The sequence below is a fragment of the Mycobacteroides salmoniphilum genome, assembly GCF_004924335.1.
GTDB lineage: Bacteria > Actinomycetota > Actinomycetes > Mycobacteriales > Mycobacteriaceae > Mycobacterium > Mycobacterium salmoniphilum.
This window is the reverse complement of the sequence record NZ_CP024633.1, coordinates 4,007,375-4,026,880: the sequence shown is the minus strand read 5'-3', so window position 1 is coordinate 4,026,880 and position 19,506 is coordinate 4,007,375. Positions and strand designations below refer to the sequence as shown.

The 19,506-nt window shown below is 63.8% G+C and carries 18 protein-coding genes; 13 read left to right on the top strand and 5 right to left on the bottom strand.

What is annotated here, in order from left to right:
* Window positions 1-16 precede the first annotated feature (16 nt).
* Window positions 17-1,132, top strand: a complete 1,116-nt coding sequence (locus DSM43276_RS20025; RefSeq protein ID WP_078323185.1) for an NAD(P)H-dependent flavin oxidoreductase — start codon at window positions 17-19, stop codon at window positions 1,130-1,132.
* 106 nt (window positions 1,133-1,238) lie between these two features.
* On the opposite strand, the gene DSM43276_RS20020 is transcribed toward DSM43276_RS20025, so the two are convergent.
* The 4 genes from DSM43276_RS20020 to DSM43276_RS20005 all read right to left on the bottom strand — a co-directional run bounded on the left by DSM43276_RS20020 (window position 1,239) and on the right by DSM43276_RS20005 (window position 6,036).
* Entirely contained in the window at window positions 1,239-2,096 is an 858-nt protein-coding gene (locus DSM43276_RS20020) for a DUF559 domain-containing protein (RefSeq protein WP_078328083.1), read from the bottom strand.
* Window positions 2,097-2,192: 96 nt separating this feature from the next.
* Window positions 2,193-3,734, bottom strand: coding sequence for a long-chain-fatty-acid--CoA ligase (locus DSM43276_RS20015; protein WP_078328082.1), 1,542 nt, complete (start codon window positions 3,732-3,734; stop codon window positions 2,193-2,195).
* Between the two features lie 9 nt (window positions 3,735-3,743).
* On the bottom strand, window positions 3,744-4,841 hold the full coding sequence (locus DSM43276_RS20010) for an acyl-CoA dehydrogenase family protein (RefSeq protein ID WP_078328081.1): 1,098 nt from the start codon (window positions 4,839-4,841) through the stop codon (window positions 3,744-3,746).
* 16 nt (window positions 4,842-4,857) lie between these two features.
* Window positions 4,858-6,036: an acyl-CoA dehydrogenase family protein gene (locus tag DSM43276_RS20005; RefSeq protein ID WP_078328080.1), complete on the bottom strand. Its 1,179-nt coding sequence runs from the start codon at window positions 6,034-6,036 to the stop codon at window positions 4,858-4,860.
* Between the two features lie 251 nt (window positions 6,037-6,287).
* Between DSM43276_RS20005 and DSM43276_RS20000 the strand changes: the two genes are divergently transcribed.
* The 12 genes from DSM43276_RS20000 to DSM43276_RS19945 all read left to right on the top strand — a co-directional run bounded on the left by DSM43276_RS20000 (window position 6,288) and on the right by DSM43276_RS19945 (window position 17,967).
* Window positions 6,288-6,479: a ferredoxin gene (locus tag DSM43276_RS20000; protein ID WP_005062259.1), complete on the top strand. Its 192-nt coding sequence runs from the start codon at window positions 6,288-6,290 to the stop codon at window positions 6,477-6,479.
* 94 nt (window positions 6,480-6,573) lie between these two features.
* Window positions 6,574-7,479, top strand: coding sequence for a 3-oxoacyl-ACP reductase (locus tag DSM43276_RS19995; protein WP_078328079.1), 906 nt, complete (start codon window positions 6,574-6,576; stop codon window positions 7,477-7,479).
* Between the two features lie 236 nt (window positions 7,480-7,715).
* Window positions 7,716-8,483: an MlaE family ABC transporter permease gene (locus DSM43276_RS19990; protein ID WP_078290254.1), complete on the top strand. Its 768-nt coding sequence runs from the start codon at window positions 7,716-7,718 to the stop codon at window positions 8,481-8,483.
* A 53-nt stretch (window positions 8,484-8,536) separates the two neighbouring features.
* On the top strand, window positions 8,537-9,343 hold the full coding sequence (locus DSM43276_RS19985) for an MlaE family ABC transporter permease (protein ID WP_078290273.1): 807 nt from the start codon (window positions 8,537-8,539) through the stop codon (window positions 9,341-9,343).
* 7 nt (window positions 9,344-9,350) lie between these two features.
* On the top strand, window positions 9,351-10,550 hold the full coding sequence (locus DSM43276_RS19980) for an MCE family protein (protein ID WP_078328078.1): 1,200 nt from the start codon (window positions 9,351-9,353) through the stop codon (window positions 10,548-10,550).
* Window positions 10,550-11,584, top strand: coding sequence for an MCE family protein (locus DSM43276_RS19975; protein ID WP_078328077.1), 1,035 nt, complete (start codon window positions 10,550-10,552; stop codon window positions 11,582-11,584). The genes DSM43276_RS19980 and DSM43276_RS19975 overlap by 1 nt, the downstream gene beginning before the upstream one ends.
* Window positions 11,577-12,635: an MCE family protein gene (locus DSM43276_RS19970; RefSeq protein WP_078328076.1), complete on the top strand. Its 1,059-nt coding sequence runs from the start codon at window positions 11,577-11,579 to the stop codon at window positions 12,633-12,635. Before DSM43276_RS19975 ends, DSM43276_RS19970 begins: the two co-directional genes overlap by 8 nt.
* On the top strand, window positions 12,632-14,038 hold the full coding sequence (locus tag DSM43276_RS19965) for an MCE family protein (protein ID WP_078328075.1): 1,407 nt from the start codon (window positions 12,632-12,634) through the stop codon (window positions 14,036-14,038). Before DSM43276_RS19970 ends, DSM43276_RS19965 begins: the two co-directional genes overlap by 4 nt.
* Window positions 14,035-15,243: an MCE family protein gene (locus DSM43276_RS19960; RefSeq protein WP_412458626.1), complete on the top strand. Its 1,209-nt coding sequence runs from the start codon at window positions 14,035-14,037 to the stop codon at window positions 15,241-15,243. The genes DSM43276_RS19965 and DSM43276_RS19960 overlap by 4 nt, the downstream gene beginning before the upstream one ends.
* Complete coding sequence (locus DSM43276_RS19955) at window positions 15,243-16,772, top strand: MCE family protein (protein WP_078328073.1); 1,530 nt, start codon at window positions 15,243-15,245, stop codon at window positions 16,770-16,772. Before DSM43276_RS19960 ends, DSM43276_RS19955 begins: the two co-directional genes overlap by 1 nt.
* Entirely contained in the window at window positions 16,769-17,485 is a 717-nt protein-coding gene (locus tag DSM43276_RS19950) for a mammalian cell entry protein (protein ID WP_078328072.1), read from the top strand. Before DSM43276_RS19955 ends, DSM43276_RS19950 begins: the two co-directional genes overlap by 4 nt.
* Window positions 17,464-17,967 (top strand): mammalian cell entry protein, encoded by a 504-nt coding sequence (locus DSM43276_RS19945; protein ID WP_078328071.1) that lies wholly within the window; start codon window positions 17,464-17,466, stop codon window positions 17,965-17,967. The genes DSM43276_RS19950 and DSM43276_RS19945 overlap by 22 nt, the downstream gene beginning before the upstream one ends.
* On the opposite strand, the gene DSM43276_RS19940 is transcribed toward DSM43276_RS19945, so the two are convergent.
* Window positions 17,964-19,475, bottom strand: coding sequence for an alpha,alpha-trehalose-phosphate synthase (UDP-forming) (locus tag DSM43276_RS19940; RefSeq protein WP_078328070.1), 1,512 nt, complete (start codon window positions 19,473-19,475; stop codon window positions 17,964-17,966). The two genes, DSM43276_RS19945 and DSM43276_RS19940, sit on opposite strands and share 4 nt — an antisense overlap.
* Window positions 19,476-19,506 lie beyond the last annotated feature (31 nt).

Genomic DNA, 19,506 nt, shown 5'->3' with positions numbered 1-19,506 from the left:
CGCAAGCGGCTCATCTATGCATACCGACCTCTGCGAGCGGTTTGGAATCCGTTACCCCATATTCGGTTTCACGCCGTCGGAGAAGGTCGCCGCCGCCATCAGCCGCGCGGGCGGCATGGGTGTGCTTGGTTGCGTCCGCTTCAACGACCCCGACGAGTTGGACGCGGTCCTGAACTGGATGGACGAGAACACCGACGGCAAGCCGTACGGTGTCGACATCGTGATGCCGGCCAAGGTGCCCACCGAGGGCACGGCAGTGGATATCGACAAGCTGATTCCACAGGGACACAAGGACTTCGTAGAGAAGACGCTTGCCGAGTTGGGCGTGCCACCGCTGCCGGGCGAACGCGAGTCGGCCGGTGTGCTGGGCTGGCTGCATTCGGTGGCACGCTCGCATGTGGAGGTCGCGCTCAAGCATCCGATCAAGCTGATCGCCAATGCACTCGGGTCGCCGCCGAAGGACGTCATCGACCAGGCCCATGAACATGGCGTGCCGGTCGCGGCACTGGCGGGTAAGGCCGAACATGCCAGAAGACATGTCGAAAACGGCGTCGATATCGTTGTCGCCCAGGGCTATGAGGCCGGTGGGCACACCGGTGACGTGGCATCCATGGTGCTCTGGCCGGAGATCGTGGACGCACTTGACGGCAGCGCCCCGGTGCTGGCGGCGGGCGGTATCGGAAGCGGCAGACAGGCTGCCGCGGCCCTGGCGCTGGGTGCCTCGGGTGTCTGGACCGGCTCGATCTGGCTGACCGCTGCCGAGTATGACCTCGGAACCGTCACCGCTGGTGGCGAGTCCGTCGTGCAGCAGGCACTGCTGAAGGCGACTTCCAGTGACACCGTGCGCACTCGCATCTACACCGGGAAACCCGCGCGACTACTGAAGACCAAGTGGACGCAGGCCTGGGATGCCGAGGACGCACCGACGCCGCTGCCCATGCCGCTGCAGAACATCCTCGTCAGCGGGGCCCATGAGCGGATGAATCGTGCACACGATCCGGAGACGGTCTGCTTCCCGGCGGGACAGATCGTCGGGCGGATGAATGAGATTCGGCCCGCTGCGGACATCGTGGCCGATCTGGTGGCGGGTTTCGAGAGCACGGTTGACAGGCTGAACCAGATCCGCGGGTAGGTTCTCGCGCCACTCCCGGAGCCTCGCTAGCGCGCCTCCCAGGGCCGCCGAGTGTGCGGATAGTGTCGAACATTGGCGAGATTTCGACCGGATCGGCACACTCGACTTACGCGGTCGGTGTGGCGAATGCTTCCGCGACCCTGGCGACGATCGTTCCCGCACGATGGCGCACCATGTCGGAGCTCACGCGAACGATGCGCCACCCTTCGTCTGCCAGTTCTTTGGCGCGATCGATATCGCGGGAGCGTTGGCCTGCATCCGTCCAATGTTGGGCACCGTCGAACTCGATACCCACTTTGTGGTCTTTCCATCCCATATCGAGGCGGGCGACGAAGTCGCCGAATCGGTTACGCACAACGAGCTGAGTTTGTGGAGCCGTAAAGCCCGCGCGCACCACGATGAGTCTGGTGCGTGTCTCCCAGGGTGACTCTGCGCCGCCGTTTACCAGGTCGAGGACATGAGCGAGCCTGGTCAGACCTCGCGCACCCCGGTGCCGTGCCACGACGGTCTCGATGTCGGCGACGGACGTTCCGGTGGCGTTCATCAAGGCGTCGAGACGTTCTATTGCCAGGTCAACCGTGGTGCGTCGTCCGATGTCGAACGCGGTACGTGCGGGCGTGGTTACGGGCAGTCCGTTGATGACCGTCTGCTCGTCACGGCGCAGACGGTCGCTCCATACCGAAATGTCCTGCGGAGCACGACGATTGGTATGGATGAGTTCGGCGGGACCGCTCGGTGGCAACCATTTTGTGCCATGGACGGCGGCCGCGGATATGCCGGCAAGCACACCATGGCGCCTCGACCATAGCCATGCCGCTTCGGCTCGCTTGAGCGGTGTGACTTCGGCACTCGGCGGCACATATACGGCGGGGTAAAGCGCGGTGAATCCGCGGAGGGCGTACCCAGTGATCAGATGATTCGCGAGCGCCTCATCCCTGATGAACGGCCACGGTACGTCCCCCATAATGGCAGCCTTGCACCGACCACCGACAGCCTCTCGAGTGTGTGGATAGTGTCGAACATTGGCGAGATTTCGACCGGATCGGCACACTCGGCGGTGCTATGGGATATATGCCCCGTCACTCAACCGCCACAGCGGGTCGCTGGTCTCCAACGCCTCGGCGGACAGCTGACGCTTGATCACCTTGAACGTCGCGGTACGTGGCAGAGTCTGGCTCACCCTGATAAGTGCGGGCCATTGTTTGGGGCCGAGATCCTCTTGGGCGGTCAGGAATCCGCCGAGTTCGGACGGCTGGAAACCGTTGCGTACCACCAGTGCCGCCATGATCCGATCGCCCACGGTGGGGTCGGGGATCCCGTAGACGGCGACCTCGGTGATGTCCGGATGGCGCAGTAGTACCCGCTCAATGGGGGCGGTGCCCAGGTTCTCGCCGTCGACGCGTAGCCAGTCTCCCAGGCGTCCGGCGAAATACACATATCCGTTCTCGTCGGCGTAGGCGAGGTCGCCGCTGCGGTACTTACCCTCGACCATGCGTTCGGCATCGGCCTCGGGGTTCTTGTAGTAGCCGGTGAATCGCCCGGGTCCCGCGATGTTCACCAGCTCGCCGGTGGCCTGTGCGGCATTTACCACCTTGCCGCTACCGTCGAAAACTGCCGGGGGGCAGGGCTCTCCGGTCTCGATATCCAGGATGCGGACGTCGGGAGTGAGCGGCCCGATCGCGCCCGGGGGAGTACCGGGTGCCCACCCCAGTGCGACGCCTCCCTCGGTCGAACCAAATCCGTCGATAACGAACGCGCCGAACCGTTGTGCGAATCGATCGGTGTCCCCAGCGGCGGCTTCGTTGCCGTACATGATCTTCAACGGGTTCTCGGCGTCATCGGGCTGTTCCGGTGTCGCCAGCACATACGACATGGGCTTGCCCACGTAGTTGGCGTATGTGGCTCCGTACCTGCGGACGTCGTCCAGGAAGCCCGAGGCGGAGAATCTGCGCCGCAGTGCAATCGACGCTCCCGCCGCGAGCGCAACCGACCAGCCCGCGAGCACCGCGTTGGAATGGAACATCGGCATCGATAGGTAACAGACATCCGCCGGACCGAGGCCGAAGCGCGAGGACAGCATGATTCCCGCAGAGGCAACCTTGGCGTGGGTGATCTGGACGGCCTTGGGGTCGCCGCTGGTGCCCGAAGTGAAGATGAGCATGAACAGGTCATCCGGCCGAATGTCGGGAACATCCACCGGCGCTGCGGATTGCCCAGCGAGGGAATCGATGTCGATGTGATCGACTCCATCCAGCAGGGGAGCGCTCGCCGAATCGGTGAGTATCAGCTGACAGTCGGCCAAGTCAACGTCTCGCCGCAACGCGCTGCCGCGCCGGGTGGGATTGAGGCCCACCAGTACCAGTCCGCCGAGTGCCGCGGCGCCCAACAGATACGAGAACGCCGGCGTGTTCTCCAGCAGCACACCGACATGCGGGGGTTTCGAAGGATCCAGCCGGGCGCGCAATACCGAAGCCAGGCGGCGACTTTCGGCCACATGATCACGCCACGGCGTGAACGAACCTTCGAAGTGCAGCCCCCGGTCCTCGACATCGGCCAGGCTCGCCAGCAGCTGAGTGACCGTTGCGTCTTCCGGGGTGCTCACAACCAGATACTAGGCAGGTGTGTCGGCGAGCTCGCGCCCGATGCGGCGCAGCTGCTCCGTCGCGCTGCCGGAGGCGAACTCCCCCCGCTTGGCGGCGAGGAAGTAGCGATGCACCGGATGGTCCTCGTCGATACCCACGCCGCCGTGTACGTGAACCGCGGTGTGCGCGACACGGTGACCGGCATCGGAGGCCCAGAACTTGGCGGTCGCGACGTCGACATCGGCGGGTAGGTCTTCCGAGACCCGCCATGCGGCCTGCCACAAGGTGAGGCGCAGCCCCTTGACGTCGATGTATCCGTCGGCCAGTCGTTGGGCCACTGCCTGGAAGCCGCCGATGGGCTTGCCGAACTGCTCGCGAGTGCGCGCGTAATCGGCGGTCAGCTCTAGGGCCCGCTCCAACACGCCTAGCTGATAGGCGCTGTGGCCCAAAGATTCCCGCAGCCGGAGCCACTCCACGACCTCGATGCCGCCGACCTTGCGGTCGGCCGGAACGGGAACCTCGGACAAGATGAGCTCCGCGGAACTGTCCTTACCGGTGGTGTACAACGTTTCCTGGGTGACGCCCGCGTCGTCGGCTGCCACCAGAAATACTGCGGTGCCGGTCTCGGTCTCGGCAGGCACCAGGTAGGCGTCGGCCTCGACGCCGAACGGCACCAGGACGCGATTACCGGTCAGGACATAGCCGGCGCCTTCGGTGCGGGCGGCGACCGATCCCTCGCCCGGCTCACCCTCGAGCGCGATGGTGAGCACCTTCTTGCCGGCGACAGCCGGTGCAGCCCAATCGTTCTGCAGCACCTCGGAACCGAATGCCACGAGCGCACCGGCCGCGAGTACGACAGACTCGAGGTAGGGCACGGCGCCCAATTCTCGGCCCAGCTCGACGAGGATCGAGGACTGCTCGAGGACGCCGAAACCCCCGCCGCCCACCGACTCGGGTGCCGCGGTGGACAGGATGTCGGCCTCGACCAGCTTGGTCCACAGCTGCCAGTCGAACCGGCTGTCCTGCTTGTCGAGTTCCTTCTGACGTTCCGGCGTACTGATCGCCGACGCGATGGTGCGGGTCAGACCGGCGAGATCGGTCTGTGCCTCGGTAAGGGAGAAATCCATTGCAGTGCAGTCCCTTCTAGCGTGTCGCGGCGGGCTGGCCGAGGGCGGTCATCGCGATGATGTCGCGTTGAACCTCGTTGGTGCCGCCGCCGAATGTGAGGATCAGGCAGGCCCGGTGCATCCGCTCGACGCGGCCGCGCAGCTGCGCGCCGGGGGAGTCCTGACGCAGCGTTGCCGCCGTCCCGAGAACCTCCATGAGAAGGCGGTAGGCCTCGGTGGCCAACTCGGTGCCGAAGACCTTCGTGGCGGAGGCGTCTGCGGGGGAGGGAGCGGCATCGGTGTTGGAGGCCAGCTCCCAGTTGATGAGCTTGAGGTACTCGACCTTGGCATGCACGCGGGCCAGGTTCAGCTGAACCCACTCGGAATCGATGATCCGGCCACCCGGGCCCTTGGTGTTCTGTGCCCACTCGCGTACCTCGCGCAGCGCAGTGATGATCGGCGCCGAGGAAACCAGAGCCACCCGCTCATGATTCAGCTGGTTGGTCACCAGCTTCCAGCCCGCGTTCTCCTCACCGACTCGGCTCGTCACCGGTACCCGGACATCCTGGTAATAGGTGGCGCTGGTGCCGGGTCCGGCCATGGTGCGGACCTTGGTGTACGAGAAGCCCTCGGCGGTGGTGGGCACGATGAGCATGGAAATGCCGCGGTGTTTCTTCACCTCAGTGTTGGTACGCACCGCGAGCCAGATGTAGTCGGCGTACTCGATGAGGCTGGTCCACATCTTCTGGCCATTGATGACGTAGTCATCGCCGTCACGGACGGCCGAAGTACGCAGCGAGGCGAGGTCGGTGCCGGCGCCCGGCTCGGAGTAGCCGATGGAGAAGTGCAGCTTGCCCGCGGCGATCTTCGGCAGGAAGAACTTCTTCTGCTCGTCGGAGCCGTAGTGCATGATCGTCGGCGCGACGCTGTTGATGGTCAAGAACGGCACCGGAGCGCCGGCGATCGCTGCCTCGTCGGTGAAGATCAGCTGATCCATCACCGAACGGTCCTGGCCCCCGAACTCCTGGGGCCAGCCCAGCGCGAGCCAGCCATCGGCACCCATCTGCTCGACGGTCTCGCGGTAGACGTTGCCGCTGCCGTATTCACCCTGATTCGACGCCAAGGCCTCGCGCCGCTCCGGGGTCAGCAGTGTGTCGAAGTATGCGCGTAGCTCGCGGCGCAGCTCTTCCTGCTCGGGCGTGTAGGCGATATGCATGTGTGTTCCTTCTGCTGCCCGTCGGCTGTCGTGGCCCTCAGGTGTGACCCACGTTGACACAAGATTTGTAACACGTTCTAGTCTAGGGAGTCCAGGCGCGGCGCCACGGCACAAACTCAGCCCAGAGATCCTGGTGTTACCCGGGTTGTGTCGTGGGTCACGTGTCGTAGTCTGGCGATACAGCCCAAATAGACGATGACGTCGGCTCGCCGAGCCTTGAGGCGTCATACAGCGCCGGAAAGAGGTTTCCAATGCGTGTCGGTGTAGTTCCTGACCGTTGTGAAGGCAACTTGGTATGTCTCGGCATCGCTCCGGAGGTGTTCGACGTCGACGACGACGACTATGTCGTCATCCTGCAAGAGGAAGTACCGGCCGATCAGGAAGATCTGGTCGAGCAGGCGATCGCGGAGTGCCCGCGTGCCGCATTGATCCGCAAAGACTAGAGGCATTCGTAAATCACCGGCCCGCCCGCGCTCGGCGGAGCGGAGCCGGCTCGGTTGGGGTGCGTCGAAAGCATGGGACTGAAGGGAAATTTGTATGAGCGCGATTGCTGATGCCGACCTGAGTGGCCGCGTCGCCATTGTCACCGGAGCCGCCGCGGGACTCGGCCGCGCCGAGGCGATCGGTCTGGCCCGATCCGGAGCGACCGTCATCGTGAACGACATCGCGCCCGCTCTGGAGCGCAGCGATGTGCTCGACGAGATCGCCGCGCTGGGATCCAAGGGCGTGACCGTCGCCGGTGACATCGGTGAGCGCGCGACCGCGGACGAGCTGATCTCCACCGCCGAATCGCTCGGTGGTCTGCATGTCGTGGTCAACAACGCGGGTATCACGCGCGACCGGATGCTCTTCAACATGTCGGACGAGGAGTTCGACGCCGTCATCCACGTGCACTTGCGCGGTCACTTCCTGCTGACTCGCAACGCCGCCACCTACTGGCGTGGTGCGTCGAAGACTGCGGGAGCCCCGGTGTACGGCCGCCTGATCAATACGTCGTCTGAAGCCGGCCTGCTGGGGCCGGAGGGGCAGGCCAACTACGGCGCCGCCAAGGCCGGCATCACCGCGCTGACGCTGTCGGCTGCGCGTGCCCTCGGGCGCTACGGGGTGCGGGCCAATGCCATCGCCCCACGCGCGCGTACGGCGATGACCGCGGACGTTTTTGGCGACGCACCCGAGGACTCGATTGATCCTCTTTCCCCTGAACATGTCGTGACTTTGGTGCGCTACCTGGCCTCGCCGGCGGCGGAGGCGGTGAACGGTCAGTTGTTCATCGTGTACGGACCGACCGTGACGTTGTTGGCGGCGCCTACTGTAGAAGCGAAGTTCACCGCGGATTCCGGCGCATGGGATCCGTCAGCACTCAATTCAGCCCTTGCTGATTTCTTTGCTGGACACGATCCCAAGCGCACGTTTTCCGCGACCGCACTGATGGTCGAAGATTGAGCAACGCCGAGGGTGGCGGTGCGGCACTAAATAGAACCAGTTCTATTTATCGCACCAAAATCGCAGGACAAAGTGGACGTGGCGTGCGATTTGCCTGCCCGTACAAGAATTGACACTAAGAATTTTTTCTCGTTAATATGATGCGCCTCACAGCGTGGTAGGTACACGTCGATCGTTAACCGGATCATAGGGGCCAGTCTTCGGCAGTACCGGGATGTGTGAGACAGGAGCAAAGGTTGAAGCAGCAGCTCGCGGCGCCGGCGCGCGCCGTCGGCGGCTTCGTCTCCATGTCGTTGGCCACGTTCCGTAACATGTTCCGCCGCCCGTTCCAGGGCCAGGAATTCCTGGATCAGACGTGGTTCATCGCGCGGGTCTCGTTGTTGCCGACGCTCTTGGTCGCCGTCCCGTTTACGGTCCTGGTCGCCTTCACGCTCAACATCCTGCTACGCGAGATCGGTGCGGCGGACCTGTCCGGTGCGGCGACGGCCTTCGGCACGGTGACGCAGCTCGGGCCCGTGGTCACGGTGCTCGTTGTCGCGGGCGCCGGTGCCACGGCGATCTGCGCCGACCTGGGTGCCCGCACCATTCGCGAGGAAATCGACGCGATGCAGGTGCTGGGCATCGATCCGATCCAGCGGCTCGTGGTGCCGCGGGTGCTGGCGTCGACGTTCGTCGCGCTGCTGCTGAACGGCCTGGTGTGTGCCATCGGCATGGTCGGCGGCTACGTGTTCTCGGTGTTCCTGCAGGGAGTCAACCCCGGCGCCTTCATCAACGGTCTGACGGTGCTGACCGGCCTGGGCGAGCTGATGATCTCGGAGATCAAGGCCTTCCTGTTCGGCATCTTCGCGGGCCTTGTCGGCTGCTATCGCGGGCTCACCGTCAAGGGCGGACCCAAGGGCGTCGGCGATGCGGTCAACGAGACCGTGGTTTACGCCTTCATTTGTTTGTTCGTCATCAACGTCGTCATGACGGCCATTGGCGTGCGGGTCCTGGTGAAGCACTAGTGACCGGACCGTATCTTTCGACGCACACCGTGACCTCCTATACCGTTCGGTATATGCGTGGTCTGGGACGCTCGTTCGACAAATTCGGCGAGCAGGCACTTTTCTACGCGCAGTCGCTGAGCTACATCCCCGCGGCGCTGACGAAATACCGCAAGGAAACGATCCGGGTGCTCGCCGAGATCACCATGGGCACCGGTGCCCTGGTGATGATCGGTGGCACGGTCGGCGTGGCCGTCTTCCTTACCCTGGCCTCCGGTGGCGTCATCGCGGTACAGGGCTACTCCTCGCTGGGCAATATCGGAATCGAGGCGCTCACCGGCTTCCTGTCCGCGTTCCTGAACGTGCGCATCATCGCGCCGGTGGTGGCGGGCATCGCGATGGCGGCGACGATCGGTGCCGGAACGACCGCCCAGCTCGGCGCCATGCGCGTCTCGGAGGAGATCGACGCGCTGGAAACGATGGCGGTCCACGCGGTTTCGTATCTGGTGTCCACCCGCTTGGTGGCCGGGCTCATCGCCATCGTCCCGCTGTATTCGCTGTCGGTGCTGGCGGCGTTCTTCGCATCGCGCGCCACCACAGTGATGATCAACGGCCAGTCCCCGGGTGTGTACGACCACTACTTCAACACCTTCTTGGTGCCCACCGACCTGCTGTGGTCGTTCCTGCAGGCGATTGTGATGTCGGTGGTCGTGATGCTGGTGCACACCAGCTACGGATTCAATGCCTCCGGTGGCCCGGTGGGCGTGGGTGTCGCGGTCGGCCAGGCCGTACGTACCTCCCTCATCGTGGTTGTGCTTGTCACCCTGTTCATCTCACTTGCCGTCTACGGCGGGTCCGGCAACTTCAATCTCTCGGGCTAGGAACCACATGTCAGGAGACTCGTCGCGCCGGTCCGTCCGGCTAGCCGGCACGGTGCTCGCCGCCGTGTTGGTAGCGCTGACTGTGTTGACCTACCTGGCGTACAACGATGCCTTCGCCGACACCAAGGCCATCACTGTCGTCTCGCCCCGCGCGGGCCTGGTGATGGAGGAGGGCGGCAAGGTCAAGTTCCATGGACTGCAGATCGGCAAGGTCAAGTCGATCTCCTACGCCAACGAGCAGGCAAAGCTGGAGCTCGCGGTCAATGCCAAGGATCTGCGGCTGATTCCGTCCAATGCCACCGTCCGCATCGCGGGCACCACCATCTTCGGCGCGAAATCGGTGGAATTTCTTGCCCCGCAACAGCCGTCGGGCTCGTCGCTGAGGCCGGGGGCGACAGTGACCGCCGAGGCGGTGGCCCTGGAAGTCAACACAGTGTTCGAGAACCTGACCCGACTGCTCGGAAAGATCGACCCGGTCAACCTCAACGCCACCCTGACCGCCGTTGGCGAAGGGTTGCGCGGTAACGGGGACAATTTCGGACAGGGCTTGATCGAGCTCGACCACTACCTGGATCAATTGAATCCCAAACTTCCTGCCCTGCAACAGGATTTCCAGAAGGCCGGACAGGTGGGGCAGATCTATGGTGATGCCGCGCCGAACATCGTGCGCATCCTCGACAATCTGCCGACACTGAGCCGCACCATCGTGGATCAGCAGCAGGATCTCAAGGCCACGCTGCTCGCGGCAATTGGGCTGGGTAATAACGGATACGAAACCCTGGCCCCTGCCGAGAAGGACCTCACCGCGGCGCTGCAGCGGTTGCGCGCCCCCATCACACTGCTCGGCAGATACTCGCCGGAGATTCCATGCACGCTGCAGGCGATCTCCAAGGCATTGGTGACCTTCACCCCGCTCATTGGTGGTGTGCGGCCCGGTCTGTTCCTGAGCAACAGCTTTCCACTCGGAGCGCCGGTGTACACCTATCCGGACAGCCTGCCGATCGTGAACGGCTCCGGTGGACCCAACTGTCGTGGCCTGCCGAACATTCCGACCAAGGCGCAAAACGGGTCATGGTACCGATCGCCCTTCCTGGTGACCGACAACGCGTACATCCCGTACAAGCCGTTGGAGGAGCTGCAAGTCAACGCCCCCGATACTCTGCAGTACCTCTACAACGGTGCCTTCGCGAAGCGAAGTGAGTTCTGATGGTGCGCGGTACACAGATCAAGGTCGCCGTCTTCACCGTGGTGATGCTGCTGGTGGCGGCGGGTCTGATCATCACCTTCGGTGAGTTCCGATTCGGTTCCGGCAAGCGGTATCACGCAATCTTCAGCACAGCATCCGACCTGCGGTCCGGCCAGAAGGTCCGCATCGCCGGCGTGCCGGTGGGCCGCGTCAAGGACGTATCGCTCAATCCGGACAACACTGTCGAGGTCACCTTCGACGTCGATTCGAAGTATCAGCTCTACAGCTCCAGCCGGGCGATCGTCAGATACGAGAACCTGGTCGGTGACCGGTATCTGGAGATCTCGTCGGGCCCTGGCGAGCTGCGTAAGCTGCCCGACGGAGGAACGCTGGATAAGGAGCACACCCAGCCGGCTCTCGATCTGGATGCGTTGCTCGGCGGACTTCGGCCTGTGCTCAAGGGATTTGACGCCGCGAAGGTTAACGAGATCAGCAACGCGTTTATCCAGATCCTGCAGGGACAAGGGGGAACGCTCTCCCAACTCCTCGGTGATACATCCTCGTTTACCTCGGGATTGGCCGAACGCGATCAGCTGATCGGCGATGTGATCAACCACCTCAACGACGTGCTCGGTACCGTCGATTCGAAGAGCAGCCAGTTCTCTTCGAGCGTCGACCAGCTGCAGCAGCTCGTCTCGGGCCTGGCGCAACAGCGCGATGTGGTGGCCGGAGCGCTACCCCCGCTCGCCTCGACGGCCTCATCGCTGGAATCGGTACTCAAGGACACTCGCCCGTACATCAAGGGCACCATTGAGCAGACTCGCCAGCTGGCAACCCGGCTGGATGAGCGTAAGGCCGACGTCAATGTGGTTGTGGAGAACCTGGCCGAGAACTATCTGCGGCTCAACGCTCTTGGTGCCTACGGATCGTTCTTTAACATCTACTACTGCTCCATCCGCATCAAGGTCAACGGACCCGTCGGAACCGACTGGCTGATCCCATTCGGTGGCCCGCCCGACCCATCGAAGGGCAGGTGTTCCTTCAAAAATGAGTGACATCCAGGAGAAGGATCCGGTACGCACCGGAATCTTCGGTATCGCCGTGGTGGGGATGCTGGTGCTGGTCGCGTTCGGCTACACGGGTCTTCCGTTCTGGCCGCAGGGCAGGCAATACACGGGGTTCTTCGCGGACTCTGGAGGCCTGGAGCCGGGCGGTAACGTCTTCGTTTCGGGCATCAAGGTGGGCCAGGTCAAGGATGTGTCCTTGGCGGGCAACAAGGTTCGCGTGGACTTCACCGTGGATCGCTCGATCCGCCTGGGTGACCAGTCGCTGGCCGCTATCAGGACCACCACCGTGTTGGGTGAGAAATCGCTGTCGGTGACGCCTGCCGGGTCGGGCCGTATTACTGAGATCCCTTTGGGCCGCACCAGAACTCCGTACACGCTCAACAGCGCGCTGAGCGACCTGGGCGCGTCGGCGGGCGGGATAGACAAGGCGCAGCTCGATCAGTCGCTGCAAGTCATCACCGACGCGATGCGCGATGCCACCCCGCAGCTGCGCGGTGCCCTGGACGGAGTCGCCTCGCTCTCACGCACGCTGAATGACCGCGATGCTGCCCTCGAACAGCTGTTGAACCGCGCCAAGTCCGTGAGTGGGATTCTCTCCGAGCGCGCCGGGCAGGTGAACAAGCTTGTCACCGATGGCAATCAACTGTTCGCCGCGCTCGATGAGCGGCGTCTGGCCATCAGCGAACTGATCAATCGAGTGCAGGGACTCTCGCAGCAGCTCAGTGGATTCGTGGCAGACAACCGCCAAGAGTTCCGGCCCACCATGGAGAAGCTGAACGTCGTGCTCGACGATCTCTTGGACCGAAAGGCTCATATCAGTGAGGCGCTCAAGCGGCTACCCGGATACGGCACCGCACTGGGCGAGGTCGTCTCCTCGGGACCGGGCTTCCACGTGAACGTCTACGGTTTCCCGCCCGCGACACTGACCGCCGTCATGTTCGACACCTACTTCCAGCCCGGCAAGCTGCCCGCCAGCCTCTCGGACTACTTGAACGGTCTTATCGGCGAACGCCAAGTCATGAGGCCGAAATCGCCATGACAACACAACAGACCCGTTTCAGACCCTGGATTCAGAAGAGTGTCTACGCGATGCTCGCTGTGGCACTCGTGGGTGGCTTGCTGTATTGGGTGTGGCCCAGCCGCGGAACCTACAAGATCGTCGGGCATTTCGCGTCGGCCGTCGGGCTGTACCCGGGTGATGACGTTCGGATTCTCGGTGTGAAGGCCGGGCACATCAGCGCCGTCGAGCCGCGCGAGGGTGACGTGAAGGTCACCATGGAGCTCCCGGACAAGTTCAAAGTTCCCGAGGGTGCGCAAGCGATCATCATGGCTCCGAATCTGGTGACTGCCAGATTCGTTCAGCTGACCCCGGCCTACACCGAGGGGCAGGCTCTCGCCGACGGCGCCTCGTTGGGTCTGGACAAGACCGCCGTCCCGATCGAATGGGACGAGGTCAAGACCGAGCTGGCCAAGCTCAGCGACAGCTTGGGACCGCAAGGTGAATCCAAGGGGCCGGTAAGCGATTTCATCAACCAGGCGGCAAGCACCTTCGACGGTAACGGCGACTCGTTCCGGAATGCGGTGCGCGAGCTCTCGCAGGCAGCCGGGCGGCTCGGCGACTCGCGCACTGATCTATTCGGCACCATCAAGAACCTGCAGGTACTGGTGGACGCGCTGGCGAATTCCAACGAGCAGATCGTGCAATTCAGCACGCATTTGGCCTCGGTGTCGAAGGTCCTGGCGGCCAGCACCGAGAACCTCGGCGCCACCCTGGGCGCACTCAATCAGGCGCTCACCGATGTACGAGGTTTCCTGGGAGACACCAACTCCGCGCTCATCGATTCGGTGAACAAGCTGAGCGACTTCGTGAAGATCTTCTCCGACCAGAGCGACGACGTCGAACAGATCCTGCACGTCGCGCCCAACGGCCTGGCCAACTTTTACAATATCTACAACCCCGCGGCAGGCACGTTGAACGGCATGCTCTCGATTCCGAACCTGGCCAACCCGGTGCAATTCATCTGCGGTGGTGTGTTCGAAACGGGCACCAAGACCGAGTATTTGAAGCGGGCCGAGATCTGCCGTGAACGCATGGGTCCCGTGTTGCGCCGCGCGACCTTCAACTATGCCCCGATCTTGCTGCACCCGATCAATCAGATCTCGGCGTACAAGGGACAGATCATCTACGACACCCCCGAGACCGAGGCGAAGTCCGAGGCGCCGCGCGAGGACCTGGTGTGGGTCCGGCCCAATGGCGCACCGCCGCCGCCGAAGCCGTCGCCGCAGGACCTCAGTGCATTGATGCTGGGGCCAGAGGAGATCAACGCCCCGCCGCCCCCGGGCACGGAGCTGCGTCCCGCCGAGCCGGGGCCGGTGCCGCCGGGCTTCCCTGCCGCCGCGGACGAGCCCGCACCACCGGCTGCTCCGGGAGGTCCGCGATGAGTCGTCTGAGTTCAACGCTCTTCGCGCGAGGCTCTCATCGCACACTGCGCGGCATGGCGATCGGTGTCGGTGTCGCCGTCGTGGCGAGTGGATGCCAGTTCAATGGACTCAACTCGCTGAACCTGCCCGGGACGGCCGGTCACGGCGCGCGGTCCTACACCATCACCGTGGAGCTGCCCGATGTCACCACGCTGCCGCAGAACTCTCCGGTCATGGTGGACGACGTGACCGTGGGCAGCGTGTCCGGTATCGACGCATTCCAAAAGCCAGATGGTTCTTGGTATGCCGGAGTCAAAGTGTCGTTGGGGCCGGAGGTGCAGCTGCCGGCCAACGCCGTTGCGAAGGTTGCCCAGACCAGCCTGCTCGGCTCGCAGCACATCGAGCTGGCCGCCCCCACCGGGGAACCCGCGGTGGGTCGGCTGGTCGGCGGATCCACCATCCCCCTGAGCCGGACAGGCAAGTACCCCAGCACCGAAGAGGTGTTGTCTGCGCTGTCCGTCGTGGTCAATAAGGGCAATCTCGGTGCGATACAAGACATCACCGACGAGACCTACAACTTGTTCAAGGGACGTACCGGGAATCTGACCCAGGTGTTGCCCAAACTCGCCACGCTGATCTCGTCGCTGAACTCTCAGCGGAACGACATCATCTCGGCCATCGAGGGCATCGACAAGTTTTCGCGCGTCCTGGCCGAGCACAAGGAAAGCCTGGGACGCGCCATCGATTCGATCGAGCCTGCGCTGAAGGTGCTCAACGAGAATCGCGCCAACATCATCGAGGCGTTCCGATCGGTGGGAAACCTTGCGAAGATCACCGACCGGGTGCTGCGAACCACCAAGGAAGACATCGTCGCTGATCTCAAGGGGTTGTACCCGGTGGTTCGGGCACTGGCAGAAAACCGTGACGTATTGATCGACAGCCTTGACCTCCTGCCCACATTCCCGTTCAGCACCAAGTATCTGCGGAACGCGGTGCGCGGCGACTACCTGAACGTCTTCGTGACGTTTGACCTGACCGCTCGGCGCCTGGGTGAAACGCTGTTCACCACATCGTTCTTCGATCCGAACATGCAGCATTTCAACGACGTGGTGAACCCTCCGGAATGGCTCATCGGATCCATGGCCAACCTGAACGGCAAGGAGACCAGCCCGTTCGATCTGCCTGCACCGTCGGCTCCTGCTGCCCCGCAGGGAGGTGGTCGCTGATGGAAAAGCTGATCAAGATACAGCTGATGATCTTCGCGGCCGTCACGGTGATCAGCGTGACGCTGATGGCGATCTTCTACCTGCGGGTGCCCACCGCGCTCGGCATCGGAAACCATGATGTGAAGGCACAGTTCGTTGCCACGGGTGGTCTGTACCAGAACGCGAACGTGACCTACCGCGGTGTGCAGATCGGTCGTGTCACCAATGTCGAGCTGACCCCCGAGGGCGTTACCGCCAGGATGCGGCTCAACGACAACGTGACGGTGCCGGGCAATGTGCGGGCCGTCGTCAAGAGCGTGTCCGCCATCGGCGAGCAGTACGTGGATCTGGTGCCGCCCCCGACGGGTGCTGTCGGGAGCCTGCGGCAAGGCGATGTCATCGGTGCCGATCGCACGTCCATCCCCACCGACGTCTCCACCCTGCTGCGCCAGGCGGACGGCCTCGTGAACACCGTTGCGGACACCCGGCTGCGGGAGGTGCTGGCCGAGGCGTTCAAGGCGTTCAACGGATCCGGTCAGGAACTTTCCCGGCTGATCGACTCGTCGCGGCTGCTGATCCAAGAGGCCAACACCAACTACGACAGCACCACCAAGCTGATCGATCAGGTGGGGCCGCTGCTGGACGCCCAGATTCGCAGTGGTGACAACATCCGTGGATCCGTTTCCAGTCTGGCGGCACTGACCGAGCATTTCGCCAAGGCCGATCCGCAACTGCGTCAGTTCCTCACGGTGGCTCCGGGTGCCGCCGGGGAAGCCTCCGAACTGTTCGCGGGTATCCGCCCGTCGTTCCCGGTGCTCGCGGCGAGCCTGGCGAATCTGGGTCGTGTCGGCGTCATCTACAACAAGTCGATCGAGCAGTCGTTGGTGATCCTGCCCGCGCTGTTCTCGGCGCTGTTGACCGTCGCCGGTGGTGCGCCGATGGACGAGGGTGCGAAGTTGGACTTCCGGCTGAACCTGGGCGACCCCCCGCCGTGCCTGACCGGTTTCGTGCCGGCGCCGCTGATGCGTACCCCGGCCGACGAGACCCTGCGCGAGCTGCCCAGCGACATGTATTGCAAGACGGCCCAGAACGATCCGAGCGCGGTGCGCGGTGCGCGCAACTACCCGTGCCAGGAGTTCCCCGGCAAGCGGGCGCCGACCATTCAGTTGTGCCGCGACCCGCGCGGATATGTGCCGATTGGTAGCAACCCGTGGCGTGGCCCGCCCGCTCCGTACGGCACCCCGGTGGAGGACCCACGGAATATCCTGCCGCCCAATAAATTCCCGAACATACCGCCGGGTGTCGAGCCCGATCCGGGCACTCCGACCCTGCCCCCGCCGCCTCCACCGGCTCCGGAAGCACCCCCGGCCGGTGGGGATGTGATGCCGGTGGCGGCGAAATCGGAGCCGATGGCGACACGTGCTTACGATCCGAAGAACGGTGTTTTTCTTGATGCCAACAATCAGCCCAGCGTGTACGCGCCCGCGTTGGAGCGTGGTAGCGAGGCGGAGACATGGGCGGATCTGATGTTGGGACCCAAGCCGGTATGACCGACAAAGAGACGACGACTCCGCCATCGCAGCCCGAGGCTGTTCGCGTGGGCGGCTCCGCACCGACAACCCGGCGTCGGGCGGCTCGGCCGGCCGGCCCGACCAGCGAGGTCGGTGCCGAGACCATCAGTGTGTCCTTGGGCCGCACCGAGGTGCGGTCGAAGGCCGAGCCTTCCGTTGCCGACTCCCGTCGGCCAGGGAACGCGCGCGGGGTCGCGTGGGCGGCGGCGGTGCTCGCGGTAGTGCTCATCGGCGCGTTGGGGGTGGCGCTGGCGCTCATGGGGCGTGCGCAGCATCGCGACGACCTCATGGCCGCGCGCGATCAGCGATTCGTCGATACCGCCGTGCAGACGGTGACGAACATGATGACCTATAGCCAGGACAGCATCGACAAGAACGTCGACCAGTTCGTCAACAGCACCAGCGGTCCGCTGCGCGGCACGTTCAACCCCGACAACACCGCCAATCTCAAAGCGCTGTACCACCAAACCGGGACCAGTTCCGAGGTGGTGATCAAGAAGGCGAGCCTGGAGAGCGTCGACGAGATAAGTAAGAAGGCGTCGATACTCATCTCTGCACGTGTGACGCTCACCAACGCCGACTCGGGGGTCAACGAGCCCTCCAAGTCGTACCGTATGCGGATGATCGTCGCCGAGGATCAGCAAGGCAACATGACCGCATATGACCTGCGATGGCCGGACGGACAGAGCTGATGCGCTGGCTGACAAGAACTTTCGTCGCGGTGGTGGTGCTGGCCGTGATCGGGTTGTCCGCCGTGGCCGGCGGCATGTACTGGCACAGGGTCGACACGGTCGCCAGTCGGGCCGCGGGTGAGACGCTGATCAAACAGGCCGGCAAGCAGGTGGGAAGCATCTTCGGATACGACTACCAGACCGTCGAGCGCAGCCTCGACGAGCAGTACGGGGGGTTGACCCCCGAGTACCGGCGTGAGTTCCAAGACAAGGCGAACAGGGAAATCATCCCGCAGGCCAAGCAGCGCAAGATCGTCAGCCAGACCAGTGTCGTGGGCACCGGGATCATTGCCGCGCATAGAGACTCGGCGCAAGTGGTGGTGTACATGAATCGCACCATCACCGACCAGTCACGCACTCCTGTGTACGACTCGTCATCGATTCAGGTGGACTACACGCGCTCCGGAGACAAGTGGTTGATCTCCTACATCACGCCGCTCTAGAGGGGTTCGCCGCCCAACACCGCGGGCTGCTCCGGTGCGATGGAATCGCCGGTGGCTGGTGTCGCTAGCGCCTCCAGGAAGGCACGCGCCCACCGATCCACATCGTGGGCGAGCACCTGACGGCGCAGCGCCCGCATCCGGCGCCGCCCTTCCTCCGGGCTCTGGTTGAGCGCCGACTCGATGCCGTCCTTCACGCCGTCGATGTCGTGCGGATTGACCAGATAAGACTGACGTAATTCTGCTGCGGCTCCGGTGAATTCGGAAAGCACCAGTGAGCCGCCCAGATCACTGCGGCACGCGACGTACTCCTTGGCCACCAGGTTCATCCCGTCGCGCAGGGGTGTCACCAACATGACATCGGCGGCGACGAAGAAGGCGATGAGGTCCTCGCGGGGCACCGGGCGGTGTAGGTAGTGCACTACCGCGTGTCCGACCTCGCCGAACTCGCCGTTGATGTGTCCCACCTGCTGTTCCACGTCGCCACGCATCTTCTTGTAGCTGTCGACGCGTTCGCGGCTGGGTGTCGCGAGTTGGATGAAGACGGTGTCGCTGCTGCTGGCGCGGCCCTCGGCGAGCAGTTCCTCGTACGCGCGCAGCCGGATATCGATGCCCTTGGTGTAGTCGAGTCTGTCGACGCCCAGCAGGATCTTGCGTGGTCCGCCGAGCTCGGCGCGAATCTCTTTGGCGCGCTGACGGATCTGCTTGCTGCGGGACACACTGTCGAGCTGCGTCGAGTCGATCGAGATGGGGAAGGCGCCCACCTTCACCGTGCGGAAGCCCACCCGGATCTCACCGAACCGTGAGCGCACGCCGATCGATGCGCGAGATGTGCTGGCACCCACCAGCCTTCGCGCCAGGTACATGAAGTTCTGCGCACCGCCGGCCAGGTGGAAACCGATGAGGTCGGCGCCCAGCAGGCCGTCCACGATCTCGGTACGCCACGGCATCTGCATGAACAGCTCCACAGGCGGGAACGGAATGTGCAGGAAGAAACCGATCGTCAGATCCGGACGCAGCATGCGCAGCATCTTGGGTACCAACTGCAGCTGGTAGTCCTGGACCCATACCGTCGCGCCTTCGGCGGCGACCGCTGCCGTTGCCTCCGCGAACTTACGGTTCACGTCGACATAGGCCTGCCACCACTCACGGTGATATTCCGGCTTGACGATCACATCGTGATAGAGCGGCCACAGGGTGGCATTGGAGAAACCCTCGTAATACTCGGCGACCTCGTCGGTAGAGAGGCGCACCGAATACAGCACCATGTCGTCCTCGGAGACCGGGTCGACGTCGACGTCGGGAACTCCGGGCCACCCCACCCAGGCGCCGCGGCGCTTGCGCAGCAGCGGCTCCATCGCGGTGACGAGTCCGCCAGGGCTGCGCTTCCACGTCGTGGATCCGTCGGGCAATTTCACCAGGTCGATCGGGAGGCGGTTGGCCACGACGACGAAGTCGGACGTGCCCGCGACAGCCTCTACCGGCGATCGGTCATCCGAGGGAGGCACCATGTGTGTTTCTCAGAACCAATCGCGAGGAGAC

Bases quoted from the DNA above. Each gene is read 5' to 3' on its own strand.
- DSM43276_RS20025 (WP_078323185.1), top strand. From the start codon at position 17: ATGCATACCGACCTCTGCGAGCGGTTTGGAATCCGTTACCCCATATTC.
- DSM43276_RS20020 (WP_078328083.1), bottom strand. From the start codon at position 2,096: ATGGGGGACGTACCGTGGCCGTTCATCAGGGATGAGGCGCTCGCGAAT.
- DSM43276_RS20010 (WP_078328081.1), bottom strand. From the start codon at position 4,841: ATGGATTTCTCCCTTACCGAGGCACAGACCGATCTCGCCGGTCTGACC.
- DSM43276_RS20005 (WP_078328080.1), bottom strand. From the start codon at position 6,036: ATGCATATCGCCTACACGCCCGAGCAGGAAGAGCTGCGCCGCGAGCTA.
- DSM43276_RS20000 (WP_005062259.1), top strand. From the start codon at position 6,288: ATGCGTGTCGGTGTAGTTCCTGACCGTTGTGAAGGCAACTTGGTATGT.
- DSM43276_RS19995 (WP_078328079.1), top strand. From the start codon at position 6,574: ATGAGCGCGATTGCTGATGCCGACCTGAGTGGCCGCGTCGCCATTGTC.
- DSM43276_RS19985 (WP_078290273.1), top strand. From the start codon at position 8,537: ATGCGTGGTCTGGGACGCTCGTTCGACAAATTCGGCGAGCAGGCACTT.
- DSM43276_RS19980 (WP_078328078.1), top strand. From the start codon at position 9,351: ATGTCAGGAGACTCGTCGCGCCGGTCCGTCCGGCTAGCCGGCACGGTG.
- DSM43276_RS19975 (WP_078328077.1), top strand. From the start codon at position 10,550: ATGGTGCGCGGTACACAGATCAAGGTCGCCGTCTTCACCGTGGTGATG.
- DSM43276_RS19970 (WP_078328076.1), top strand. From the start codon at position 11,577: ATGAGTGACATCCAGGAGAAGGATCCGGTACGCACCGGAATCTTCGGT.
- DSM43276_RS19965 (WP_078328075.1), top strand. From the start codon at position 12,632: ATGACAACACAACAGACCCGTTTCAGACCCTGGATTCAGAAGAGTGTC.
- DSM43276_RS19960 (WP_412458626.1), top strand. From the start codon at position 14,035: ATGAGTCGTCTGAGTTCAACGCTCTTCGCGCGAGGCTCTCATCGCACA.
- DSM43276_RS19955 (WP_078328073.1), top strand. From the start codon at position 15,243: ATGGAAAAGCTGATCAAGATACAGCTGATGATCTTCGCGGCCGTCACG.
- DSM43276_RS19950 (WP_078328072.1), top strand. From the start codon at position 16,769: ATGACCGACAAAGAGACGACGACTCCGCCATCGCAGCCCGAGGCTGTT.
- DSM43276_RS19945 (WP_078328071.1), top strand. From the start codon at position 17,464: ATGGCCGGACGGACAGAGCTGATGCGCTGGCTGACAAGAACTTTCGTC.
- DSM43276_RS19940 (WP_078328070.1), bottom strand. From the start codon at position 19,475: ATGGTGCCTCCCTCGGATGACCGATCGCCGGTAGAGGCTGTCGCGGGC.